Origin of the sequence: Bartonella grahamii ATCC 700132 (assembly GCF_000518085.1) — a bacterium.
Taxonomy (GTDB): Bacteria; Pseudomonadota; Alphaproteobacteria; order Rhizobiales; family Rhizobiaceae; genus Bartonella; species Bartonella grahamii.
In genome coordinates, this window is the sequence record NZ_JACX01000005.1 from 47,771 (window position 1) to 60,550 (window position 12,780).

The following is a 12,780-nucleotide window of genomic DNA, read 5'->3' on the forward strand; positions in this document are numbered from 1 at the left end:
TTAAAAGGAAGCTGTTACCTCGTGGCAGGGTTGGGTGTGTCTATATGATCAGCCTGCCAAAGAAACGGAAGCGTTATCGCGATAGCCACCAATAGTAGTCCAGCGATAAAGGCGGCAGCAAACTGCAATGATATAAAAGAACCAAGGACGCCGACCAAAAAGCTTCCGACCGGCATTCCAGCATAGCCGATCACCCGAAAAGCAGAATTAGCTCGCCCGAGAAGTTGCTTTGGTGTGAGGCGCTGCCTGAAGGCGGTAACACCAATAAACCATAAGCTTGCTCCAACGCCAGCAATAAAGGTGACGCCCCATACAACGACAGCACTTTTTGAAAAGGCTGGAACCAGCAGCAAGATAACCGTCCCTAAACCGTCAGTGAGAACAGCTAGGCGCACCGGTGCATAGCGTATACGTGGCGCAAATAGGGCACCTGCCATTGTACCAAGCGCGTAGGCTGCAAACATCACGCCATATTGGCTGCTATGTAGGCCCAGATACCGACCGTCGGTAACGAAGAAGATGAACGAGGTTAGGAATGCTCCAAATACCACCGATAGAAAGAATGTGAGTAATGTAAGGGAGGTAAGATGCCGATTTGAAAAAATGAAACGAAAGCCGGCAATGATATAACGAAAAGTGATGTTTTCTTTATCAGGTGTTGGCGATGTCGGAACAGCACGGCGAGCGGTAAAAATCAATGTGATAAAAAGCACGATTAACAGGCCAAGAAATAGCAGTGTGCTATGCGCTAAAATGCTGCTTGTTATGACAGGGGCAAGAAAATAGGAGACCCCGAAATCTAAAAACAAGACAATTGAGTAGAAGGTCATCAATCGCTCTCCCTCCATGATAAGTGGTGGAATCGTCATTATATAAGCTTCGGCAGAAACGACGATGAATCCAGCAATGGTTGCATAGAAGAAAATTTGTTCGGCTGGAGCAATCTGTATCATGAGCAGTACGAACAGTACAATATGCAGTAGCATGAAGATGAGGAGAGCCGAGGTGGCAAGTTTTATTTTGTCGCAGCGATCAAGTAAAGCGCCTGCAAGGATGCCGAAAATTGGCCACGCTAATGAGAAGAGACCTTGCGCCCAACTTACTCCGACTACGCCATATCCAGATTGTCTTGCTAATAGCGGGATTGCAGTACGCAAAGCACCGCTGAGTAAGGCGAGCAGACTAACGGTTAGGCAAAAATAGCGTATGTTCTTATTGGCAAAAAGAGTGAACATTCTTTTCTCCTTAAGATGCCACACAGGTTTCCGCTGGTCCATCAAGTACGGCGGTTGTATTCAGCATGTTTGAGACATAGCCGTCCAAGATATTCCTATCTGCCTGAGGTAGAAGAAAATACATAAGGTTGGAATACCATTGCCAACCACGCTGAGTCAGCTGGAGATCGTTATCACTTTCTGCGACGAGATCTGCGCCTATGAGCTGTTGTAGGTTATTGTAAACGAAAGAGGGGAGTGCGGTCCAGTCAATTCTTTCTTTTTTGGCATAACCGTTATAAGGTAGCCTCATACACAAAGCCTTGGAGGCTTGTTGCTCCGCTGATACCCAATTGTAGTATACTTTGGATTTGCCTTTAAGTTGTATGTCGGTAATGTATCCGCTTCGACTAGGATTGGCTCGTGTGACGAGTGAGCCGAGAATCGACATTGCTGACGCCCCGAAGCCAACCACATAATCGTCATGATAACCATGCAAATATTTGTGATAGCGGAAATAATTAGCTGAACTCGTTTTAGCGAGCGTTAGAGGAGTGTTATTGGCAATTTTGATATAGGAATGTCCATTACACGGCGCATAGCCGCAGCTGCGCATAACGATGTCGCTAAATAAGCGAAGCATCTGTCGATGTTGTAGGCTGGATGGCTTTAGCCCTTTTTGTGCGTAAGACTTATGCAGTTGCGACGTGATAGCCAGATTGTTGATTGCATAGAGGTTGATGGTTTCAGGATGAAGCTCGCTGGCTTGCTTCAAATCGTATAATAGTTCTTCAGTTTGCTGGCTGTGCATGCCATATAGTAGGTCGAAACCGACATGTCCAATGATCTCTTGTGACCAAGCCACGGTATTGTTGATTTGTTCACGTGTTGAGGTGAGGTTAAACAATGATCGGAAACGCTCAATGAAACTCTGTATACCGAAGCTGATCCGGTTAACGCCGATCTCACGGGCAGCATAAAGTTTATCACGTGTGATGCTCTTCGGTTCGCTTTCCAGTGTAAACTCGGTTAAGGAAGAGAGCTCAAATTCGCCATGCAATACTTTTCCGATGTGTCGGATATTATCTGCGGACAAAAGCGACGGTGTGCCGCCCCCTATATAGATGCTGCGGATGGGCCCTCTAAGCGAGCGAATGAAATTTCCTTTGGTTCTGATCTCTGTGGTAAGCGCTGACATATAAGATTCGATTTGCTTAACGTGCTTGTAGGCCCCTTTCTGAAAGGGACAGAAGGAACAGATGGTTTCGCAAAAGGGAATATGCAAATAAAGAGAAATGGTACGCGCTTGTGGAATCTGCTTACTTTGCGCTAGTTTATTAAAGTCTAGGTAATCGTAAAATTCATTTGAAATAGTGCGAAATAACGGATACGTGAAGTTGTAAATCGGCTTGAGTTGATCGAACTTCACAAAAGGATGATCCACGAGTTGCATAGCTTACCTCCCCCAATTTCTTAACTTGCACTATATTATTGACGGGCGACTGGTGACCCAATCACCCGAGTGTATTACCAAAGATTTTCACGGAACATAATGAATCCTCCTTTTGTAGAAGTTATATGTATTATACATATAACTTATTATATGAACAGGCTAGCTTGTTTAAGAGGCAAAGTAAAGATAAAAATATAAAAGAACGTTCTCTTGCAGCCTTATGGTCTGATATTGTAATTGGTATCCTGTTTTACGTGGGCGGGCTATGAATGCCTAGGGCGAGAAAAAGCAGGGTATTTTAATGGACGTGCGGGGCATCATTGTTATGTTGCTGGGACTTGGAATTTGTGTCTGATTATGAAATATCATTAGCGCAAAAAGATGGTTTTAAAGGTAGAGATATATTTTTTAATCTCCCTGTAAAACTTCGAGAAGAGATAGAATGATCTATTAGAAAACATATAAATGTCCAGTGTGATAATATTATCCAATTACATGACATCATCGCTCTTGCCCGCCATTTTGACATATTGCCTAAAATCTCATTGAGATTGTGCCATGTACTGGCAAACGGGGATAGATCGCGTTTTGGTATGACTGCGGTGGAGTTACGTGCCGCATTATCTTTGCTAGAATCCAATAGGATTAGGCTTAATGGGGTGCCTTTGCATGTGTGCTCTAATTTGAATTCGACTGAGTTAATAGTATCCACCTTAACTAAGGCTGGAAAGGATATTTACGCATTGAAGGATCAAAAAAGTTTTATCAGTCTAGGGGGGATATCCGACTTCCACAGCGTTCTGCGATGCCGTAACGGTTAATGACGAATACTTTCGTAAAATTTATGAGGCATTATCACAATTGGGTTGTGATTTACATAAGCTTACAGTAATTATTGAACCTAGGCGTATTATATCTGAAGATTATGGTTATTTATTTTCAAATATTAGCTCTATAAAAGAGCAGAATGGTACGAACTTAATTACAATCTGGGCTCTGGGGATGTGTACTCAATCTGCATAGTATTACTAGATCATAAGTCAAAGTATGTGAAAGCAACTGATACAAAAAAGATTTTACGATGGTGGAAGATCGACGATGAAGGACGTTAGTTCAAAGGAAATTGATATTATTGTGTTCTCATATCCTGATTTTTTGGCTTTTTAGATATAAATAACACACCTCCTGGTGAGCTGGAGACTATCAAATGTTGGATCCCGCATGGCGCAATTAGCAAAAAATCCTATCTACTGTATTTTCAGCTCTAAATATTGTGTGCGAAGTGCAATGTCAAGCGGTGGGAATTGATATAAGTGCAGAGTCTATAGGTATCCGCTCAGAACAAGGTTGATAGCTCTGTTATGCAGGGGATGGTTAAGTTTCATGTCGGAAATGTTGAGCGTATATCTTATCCTGAAAATACATTTACGTATATTACGGCGGGGTGAGTGTTTGTAAGCACTAGCTGTAAAGGCTACTCACCATCCTAGGGTGTTTACTTCTATGTGGATAACAATAGAGTTACAAAACTTGCTTCATATTAAAAGAAAAGAAACTTTTCTTTTAATATGAAGCATTGCTACAACCAAAAGGAAATTAAATATCTCGCCTTTATTATTCTCGCCAATGTTTGCTTATATATGATTATTTGAATCGGAATTAGGTTACGTCCACCATGGTATTTCTCGCTGTTTTATATTAAGGAGAAGGTTCGTACCGATGTATCGCGTGCAATATCAATTTTTTCAACTATGGTTGATAGGATAGCTTGTTGAGCGTAAAGTTCTTTTACCTTGATGGATCTTATAGTATTCTTTAAAAATATCAGTTGATAAATTTTTTTCGTGTCGTTTATGCAGGGGCTGATACTATAAGAATAGAGCTTGATTGTTTGTAAAGTTGGTATGTTATGGCTATAAAAAATGGTAAACAAACGAAAAGTAAAAATTTTAAACCTGTCTCTCTTTTTCTCAAAAGTTTACGTGGTGTGCACAATTGGGAACAAGTTTCACAATGGCTTGCTTTCCGTAAGGTAGAGGATATTGAATGTATTACGCCTGATCAAGCAGGGGTACCACGGGGCAAGATGATGCTTTCTAAAAAATTTACATCGGAAACATCATTAGCATTGCCTTCAGCAGTTTTTATGGCAACAATTTCAGGGGATTATCCTGAAGATGGTCATGGTTTTGAATATCCTAAAGCAGATGGTGATTTACGCCTTGAGCCTGATCTTTCTACGTTAAGCATTGTTCCATGGGAAGATGCTCCCACAGCACAGGTGATTTGTGATCTTGTGTATCAAAATGGTCAGGTTGTGGATTACACACCACGCAATGTTTTACGAACGGTGGTTCATTCTTACACAAAAATGGGTTTAAGCCCTGTTGTTTCACCAGAAATTGAGTTTTATTTGGTACAAAAAAATCCCGATCCTGATTATCCGTTAGTTCCACCGGTTGGTCGTTCTGGGCGTTCAATTGGTGGTGGACAGGGGTATTCCATTGCTGGTGTTAATGAGTTTGATGATTTGATTGATGATATTTATCAATTTTCAGAGGCACAAGGATTGGAAATTGATACCCTCATTCATGAAGAAGGAGCAGGTCAGTTTGAAATTAACTTACGTCATGGTGATCCTATTGAATTAGCGGATCAAGTTTTTATGTTCAAACGAACAATTCGTGAAGCAGCTCTAAAACATAATATGTATGCAACTTTTATGGCAAAACCTATTCAAGGGCAGCCGAGTTCTGCTATGCATATTCACCAATCGGTTGTTGATAAGAAAACCGGTATGAATATTTTTACACAGGAAAATGGTGAAGAAAGTATCTGTTTTCGCCATTTTATTGGTGGATTGCAAAAACATATGCCAGGGGTACTTGTGATGCTTGCGCCTTATGTGAATTCTTATCGACGTCTTGTCCCTGATAATTCGGCTCCTGTTAATTTGCGATGGGGATATGATAACCGTACTACAGCTTTTCGAGTTCCCCGTTCTGCTCCTCAAGCGCGGCGTGTTGAGAATAGACTTCCTTCATCAGATGCGAATCCTTATTTAGCCCTTGCAGCTTCTCTAGCGTGTGGTCTTATTGGTTTGCAACAAAAAATTGAGCCGGATGAGCCAGCAACAAATAATGTAAACGCTGATAATATTGAGTTACCGCGTGGACTCATTGAGGCAGTCAATTTGTTTGAACAAGATACAGCGATACGTGCTATTTTAGGGGATGTGTTTGTCAGTACTTATGCTGCAATCAAACGACAAGAGTTTGAAACTTTCATGGAAGTAATTAGTCCGTGGGAGCGTGAATATCTTCTGCTGAATGTTTAAATTTTATGACGATGATTGATTATAATTCAATTTCTCCAGGAATTTCTTGGTATGAAGATACTTTAAAAGAACGTCCCTCTTATCCTTCTTTTTGTGAAAACAGACAGTGTGATGTGGTCATTATTGGTGGCGGATTTACGGGTTTGTCGGCTGCTTATCATTTAGTCAAGGCTGGAGTAGATGTTGTTTTATTTGAAGCATCACGTTTTGGTGATGGTGCTTCAGGGCGCAATGGTGGACAGCTGGGAACAGGGCAACGGCAATGGGTAGAAACATTAGAAAAAAAGTATGGTTTTAAGCGAAGTAAGGCTCTGTTTGATTTAGCAGAAGAAGCTAAAAGAGATATTTTATCTTTATGCGCGATGCCTAATTGTTCGTGTGATTTGATAGGAGGACAGCTTTCTGTGACACATAAAAGGCGTGAGCTTCTCTCTTATCAACGGCATGTTGAGGCGATGCAGCGTTATGGCTATCATGCGCTTACTTTTATGGATAGGGCAGAAACATCTAGGCGACTTGGATCGTCTTTTTATTGTGGTGGTATTTATGATGCGGATACCGGCCATATAAATCCCTTAAAATTGATTATTGGATTGGCAAAAAAAGCTAAAGATGCTGGTGCTAAGCTTTATGAGAAGTCACAAGTAACGACAGTAAAGCGCAAGGGAGCCCATTGGAAAGTGATAACAGAAAAAGGCAGTGTAACAGCAGAGCATGTTTTACTTGCAACAAATGGGTATAAACTTGGTCTGGAGCGTTTTATTGAAAAAAATATTGTTTCTATTCGTTCTTATATTGGAGCAACGGACCCATTACCAAAGCACAGTTCAATTCTCGCAGGCGGGGAATCGGTTGATGATTCCCGTTTTATGGTTCGCTATTTTCGCAAAAGCATTGATAATCGTCTCTTATTTGGTGGCGTAGAAAGTTATGATAATAAACATCCTTTGAATTTAGATGAACGTATAAAACGGCAAATTGCTGAAATTTATCCTCAATTACATTCTATCAATTTAAGCCATTGTTGGGGAGCAACGGTTGCCATCACAGTTGAGCGCATGCCCTATGTTCGACAACTTTTCTCAAGGATGACTTATTGTGGTGGTTATTCAGGGCATGGCGTTATGCTGGCTCCTTTCATAGGAAAATTATACGCAGAATGGTTGACTGGAAAATATGAACGTTTTTCCTATTTCCAAGACTTAAAGATTTCATCTTTTCCGGGGGGAGGAGTTTTGCGTTATCCGCTTATATTTTTAGCAATGCGTTGGTTTTCTTTAATGGATCGCCTTTAATGGAAACATTGCTTGAAATGAAGAAAATTAATGGCTTATTTAGTATCTGTCTGCTTTAATAATGGAAGCTTTTATAAGTGATATGGGATTTCATAATCGAATAGAAAAATAAACAAGTTCATGGTGCGTAAAATTATTCCAGTTTCTTCCTTTGATTGTATTGTTTTTGGTGGCAATGGTGACTTGGCGTCGCGCAAGCTTTTGCCGGCCTTGTATCATTGTCAGTGTGTTGGTCAATTCAGTGAGCCAACACGTATTATTGGGGCTTCTCGCACTTCCTTAAGTCATGAAGAATATCAAAATTTTGTCCGCACTTCTTTAGAAAAACATATCCATCCAAAAGATCTCAATTCAACAGAACTCAATCGTTTTCTTGCACGTTTAAGCTATGTTTCTGTTGATGTTTCCTCAAATCGAGGGTGGGAGGATTTAGCTCTCCTTCTGTCACAAGATTCAGCGAATATTCGAGCTTTTTATTTGGCTGTTAGTTCGTCACTTTTTGCTGATATTGCGATGAAGTTGGGAAAAAATGATTTGGTGACACCACAAACACGGATTATCATTGAAAAACCAATTGGTCGCGATGTAAAAACAGCTGTTTCACTTAATGATGCATTTGCAAGCGCCTTTAATGAAGAGCAGATCTTTCGTATTGATCATTATCTTGGGAAGGAAACTGTTCAAAACTTAATGGCATTGCGGTTTGTTAATACACTTTATGAACCGCTATGGAACTCCAACTATATTGATCATGTTCAAATAACCGTTGCTGAATCTTTAGGGTTAGAGGGGCGTACAGAATATTATGAAAGCACTGGTGCTCTACGCGATATGGTTCAAAACCATATGCTACAATTACTTTGTTTGGTTGCGATGGAAATACCATTTACCAACAGTGCTAATGCTGTGCGCGATGAAAAACTTAAAATTTTACATTCTTTAACACCGCTTGATGTCCATAATGTAGGGCAGCATACTGTACGTGGGCAGTATCTTTCTGGTCTATCAAATGGTATATCCGTAGAGTCTTATTTGGATGATCTGGGAAGAGCGAGTAAGAGTGAAACATTTGTAGCGCTTAAGGTTAAGATTGATAACTGGCGTTGGGCTAATACGCCTTTTTATTTACGAACAGGTAAGCGCCTGTTCACGCGAATGTCTGAAATTGTTGTGGTTTTTAAACCGATTCCTCATAATATTTTTAATGTGGATTTAGATGAAATTTTTTCTAATCGGCTTGTGATTCGTCTCCAACCTGATGAAGGTGTAAAACAATGGTTGATGATTAAGGATCCAAGTTATGGCGGTATGCGGTTTCGTCACATTCCATTAGACATGAGTTTTGCTTCCACATTTTCTGAACGTAATCCTGATGCTTATGAACGTTTATTAATGGATGTTATTCGTGGAGATCAAACGCTGTTTATGCGTCGTGATGAAGTTGAGGCTGCTTGGCGTTGGATTGATCCAATCATTGAGGGATGGGAAGCAATAAAACAGCCTTTTCACAGTTATAGCGCTGGTTCGTGGGGGCCATCTGCTTCGACGATTCTCATGGAACGTGATGGGCGTATATGGAACAATTTAGTTTAGAGCAATAAGTATGTATAGAATGAATATTGACCGTTTAGATTTTGAAACCCCTCAGACTTTAGCCTTGGCATTAGCAGATCGAGTAGCCGCAGAACTTAGTGTATCTGTTCTTGAGCGTAAGAGAGCAGTTTTAGCGGTGTCTGGTGGTAAAACACCAGAATTGTTTTTTCATTATTTGTCAAAAGCGGATATTGATTGGCAAAATATCATTATCACTTTGGTCGATGAACGTTTCGTTCCTACACACGATGAACGTTCAAATGAGCATATGGTACGGTGTCATTTGTTACAAAATTTTGCCGAAAAAGCGCGTTTTGTAGGGCTTTATCATAAAGCGATTACTGCTGAACTTGCTGCTTTTTCAGCGGCGAGTCGTATTAATACTTTGCCTAAACCCTTTGATGTTGTTGTTTTAGGAATGGGGGGTGATGGACATACGGCTTCTTTTTTTCCTGATGCTGATCGTTTAAAGCAAGCGCTTGATCTGCGAACACAAGCACTTGTTTTGCCCCTTCATGCTAAGAGTGCTGTTGAGCCAAGACTCTCACTAACTTTGCCAGTTATTATGCAGTCTCGTTGTATTATTCTCCATATCGAAGGTTTTCAGAAACGCGATTGTTTTGAAAAAGCTTGTCAAGATGGATCTGAAATAGAAATGCCTATTCGAGCAGTTTTGCGTAACTCCCCTCATCTTGTGCAGGTTTATTGGTCGCCTGCAGATAATGAAATAAGTGAATTAGAATATGAGAGACAAGGTGAATAAAAACGTAATCTCTCTCAATGAATGAGGGGAAGCAACAATGAAAGAGGGAGGGGAATATGGCACTTTCCAAGACAATTGCCACAGTTACACGAAGGATTTATGAACGTTCTCGATCAACACGAGAAATTTACTTAGATCGTATTGCGAAAGCACAAGTTCATCGTCCCAAACGAAGTTTTTTAGGATGTGCCAATCAGGCTCATGGTTTTGCTGCTTGTGGTGCAATAGATAAAGAGCGTTTGAAGGGAAATATCGTTGGGAATATTGGCATTATCACGGCATATAACGATTTACTTTCAGCTCATCAACCTTTTGAAAAATTTCCTCACTTAATTAAAGAGTCGGCACGTATGGTTGGTGGTGTTGCACAGGTTGCAGGTGGTGTTCCCGCGATGTGCGATGGTGTTACGCAGGGAAATGCGGGGATGGAGCTTTCCCTTTTTTCGCGTGAAGTAATTGCAATGGCGACAGCTATAAGCTTATCACACGATGTCTTTGATGCAGCATTGTATCTTGGGGTGTGTGATAAAATTGTACCAGGTTTATTGATTGGTGCACTAACATTTGGTCATTTACCAGGAATTTTTATACCAGCTGGTCCTATGACAAGTGGTCAAGGTAATGATGAAAAAGCGAAGATACGTCAACTTTACGCGGAAAATAAAATAGATCGCCAAACACTTCTAGCATCAGAAGCACGTTCTTATCATGGACCAGGAACATGTACATTTTATGGAACCGCTAACTCTAATCAGGTGATACTGGAGATGATGGGGCTTCATATGCCGGGAGCTTCTTTTGTTAATGCGAATACACCGTTGCGTGATGCTTTAACAAAAGAAGCCACGAAACGTGTACTTGAAATGACAGATCTTGGTGATCATTATAGGCCACTTGGTATGATCATTGATGAGCGTTCTTTTGTAAATGCCATTGTAGGATTAAATGCAACAGGAGGTTCTACCAATCACACGATTCATTTGATTGCTATAGCTGCTGTTTGCGGTATTAAATTGACATGGCATGATATTGCAGAAATTTCATCCGCTGTGCCTCTTTTAGCGCGCATTTATCCTAATGGTTTAGCGGATATCAATCATTTTTATGCTGCTGGGGGGATGGGATTTATTATTCGCGAGCTTATCGAGGCAGGTTTAGTACATGAAGATGTTTCTACGGTTTTTGGTAAAGATCTCACTGCTTATGCAATTGAAGCAAAGCTTTCTGCTGATGGTCATGTGGTGCGTGAAGCGGCTCTCAAGGAAAGTGGTGATCATAAGGTGTTAGCAGGGTGGAGAAAGCCATTTCAGCCTGACGGTGGTCTTCGTGTTTTATCGGGAGATTTGGGAACAGCTATTATAAAAGTTTCCTCTGTTAAACCAGAGTATTGGCAGATTAAAGCACCAGTCTTTGTTTTTAATGATCAAGAGGAACTACAAAAATCTTTTAAATCTGAAGTGTTGTATGATAAAGATTTTATCGCTGTCATTCGCTATCAAGGACCAAAAGCCAATGGTATGCCAGAGCTTCATAAATTAACGACCATTTTAGGCGTTTTACAAGATCGCGGTCAAAAGGTAGCATTGATAACCGATGGGCGTATGTCAGGGGCGTCAGGAAAAATTCCTGCTGCCATTCATGTGACACCGGAAGCAATGGATAATGGCCCCATTGCACGTTTGCAGGATGGTGATATTGTTTTTCTTGATGCTCATGAGGGTAAACTAACTCTTTTGGAGGATTTAGCAAAATTTAACGCGCGAAAAATCATACCTCCTGATCTTTCAAACAACGAACATGGTGTTGGACGCGAACTTTTTCATGTTTTTCGTCAATCCGTTAATCGTGCAGATCAAGGGGCATCTGTTTTTATGACATGAAAAATGCAAAAATAAACAAGCTTAATCATGTACAATAAAACCATATACAAGGAATTGTTACAATTCTTAGAATTTTGGTATAGGCAGATTGTGTGATCGCGCAGCGGCTTTGAGTGTATTAACCATAAGCATGGCAATTGTCATTGGTCCAACGCCTCCTGGAACAGGGGTAATCGCAGCAGCTTTTTCTTTTACGTTTTCAAAATCGACATCACCAACAAGACGTGTTTTCCCTATACCTTTTTCTGGTGCAGCAACGCGGTTAATACCAACATCAATAACAATTGCACCATTTTTTATCCAGTCTTTTTTAATCATTTGTGGGCGGCCTACAGCTGCTACTAGAATATCAGCGCTTCGACACACATCATCAAGGTCACGGGTACGGCTATGGGCAATTGTCACAGTGGCATTGGCTGCTGTTAAAAGGGCAGCCATAGGTTTTCCAACAATATTAGAGCGTCCAACAACGACAGCATCAAGTCCAGATAAATCTTGCCCACAGTGTCGTTCAATCATCATCATAGCACCAGCTGGTGTGCAGGGAATAATCGCATCTTCAAGTGCATTCGCCGCGAGTTTTCCTATATTAATATAATGAAAACCATCAACATCTTTTTGGAAAGCAACGGCTTGTGTTATGCGATTTGTATTCATATGAGCAGGGAGAGGCAGCTGTACCAAAATACCATGAATTTTTGGATCAGAATTTAATGTTGCAATAAGTTGAAGAAGTTCTTTTTCTTGCGTTTCTTTGGAAACGACATGTTTGATTGAAAGAAATCCACATTCTTCGGCTTTTTTATTTTTTGAGGTGACATATACTTGACTTGCGGGATCATCTCCAACGATAATAACAGCGATACTAGGTTGTATATTATAGTGATGGCGGAGCTTTATTGTTTCGGCCTTAACTTTCGCAATAATCTCTTCAGCAAGTTTTTTTCCATCGATAATATTATTCATTCAGAGATCCTTTCGGTAAGGCTGTTTGTTTTTTTGTAAAGCATTTTCTAATAATACGATAGAGTTTTATAGCAATATTCATATGAGAACAGTAAGAATGGTTTTATAATGTTGTGGATTTATAGTTTTGAAGACTTTTAAATAATTGCTTTATAAAGAAGCAGCAACATTGCTGTTTGAATAAATTTTGGATAAAGAACAAAAATAATGAAGGTACAAAGTGGATATAGTGAATTATAGGGTTATAAAAACTTTTTATGATCATTTAAGTTTGTTTTT

9 protein-coding genes are annotated in these 12,780 nt (G+C 40.3%); 6 read left to right on the forward strand and 3 right to left on the reverse strand.

The features are described 5' to 3' along the window. Nucleotides 1-14 precede the first annotated feature (14 nt). Nucleotides 15-1,235 carry an MFS transporter gene (locus U736_RS0102385; RefSeq protein ID WP_026500256.1) on the reverse strand — a complete coding sequence of 407 codons (1,221 nt, stop codon included), beginning with the start codon at nucleotides 1,233-1,235 and terminating at the stop codon, nucleotides 15-17. Nucleotides 1,236-1,245: 10 nt separating this feature from the next. Beyond that, nucleotides 1,246-2,667, reverse strand: a complete 1,422-nt coding sequence (locus U736_RS0102390; RefSeq protein WP_026500257.1) for a coproporphyrinogen-III oxidase family protein — start codon at nucleotides 2,665-2,667, stop codon at nucleotides 1,246-1,248. A 461-nt stretch (nucleotides 2,668-3,128) separates the two neighbouring features. On the opposite strand from U736_RS0102390, the gene U736_RS13145 reads away from it, so the two are divergent. The 6 genes from U736_RS13145 (at nucleotide 3,129) to edd (ending at nucleotide 11,535) form a co-directional block, all read left to right on the forward strand. Then, on the forward strand, nucleotides 3,129-3,488 hold the full coding sequence (locus U736_RS13145) for a type III PLP-dependent enzyme domain-containing protein (RefSeq protein ID WP_425290145.1): 360 nt from the start codon (nucleotides 3,129-3,131) through the stop codon (nucleotides 3,486-3,488). 1,088 nt (nucleotides 3,489-4,576) lie between these two features. Beyond that, entirely contained in the window at nucleotides 4,577-6,004 is a 1,428-nt protein-coding gene (locus tag U736_RS0102395; protein ID WP_026500258.1) for a glutamine synthetase family protein, read from the forward strand. Between the two features lie 11 nt (nucleotides 6,005-6,015). Continuing rightward, nucleotides 6,016-7,299 (forward strand): NAD(P)/FAD-dependent oxidoreductase, encoded by a 1,284-nt coding sequence (locus U736_RS0102400; protein WP_012754779.1) that lies wholly within the window; start codon nucleotides 6,016-6,018, stop codon nucleotides 7,297-7,299. Nucleotides 7,300-7,419: 120 nt separating this feature from the next. Then, nucleotides 7,420-8,892, forward strand: coding sequence for a glucose-6-phosphate dehydrogenase (gene zwf, locus U736_RS0102405; RefSeq protein WP_012754780.1), 1,473 nt, complete (start codon nucleotides 7,420-7,422; stop codon nucleotides 8,890-8,892). Nucleotides 8,893-8,902: 10 nt separating this feature from the next. Beyond that, a complete protein-coding gene (pgl, locus tag U736_RS0102410; RefSeq protein WP_012754781.1) occupies nucleotides 8,903-9,655 on the forward strand; it encodes a 6-phosphogluconolactonase in 753 nt (250 codons plus the stop codon). A gap of 56 nt (nucleotides 9,656-9,711) precedes the next feature. Beyond that, on the forward strand, nucleotides 9,712-11,535 hold the full coding sequence (gene edd / locus U736_RS0102415) for a phosphogluconate dehydratase (RefSeq protein ID WP_012754782.1): 1,824 nt from the start codon (nucleotides 9,712-9,714) through the stop codon (nucleotides 11,533-11,535). Nucleotides 11,536-11,601: 66 nt separating this feature from the next. Here the strand turns inward: edd and folD are convergent, their stop codons facing one another. Next, nucleotides 11,602-12,501 carry a bifunctional methylenetetrahydrofolate dehydrogenase/methenyltetrahydrofolate cyclohydrolase FolD gene (gene folD / locus U736_RS0102420; RefSeq protein WP_012754783.1) on the reverse strand — a complete coding sequence of 300 codons (900 nt, stop codon included), beginning with the start codon at nucleotides 12,499-12,501 and terminating at the stop codon, nucleotides 11,602-11,604. Between the last annotated feature and the right edge of the window lie 279 nt (nucleotides 12,502-12,780).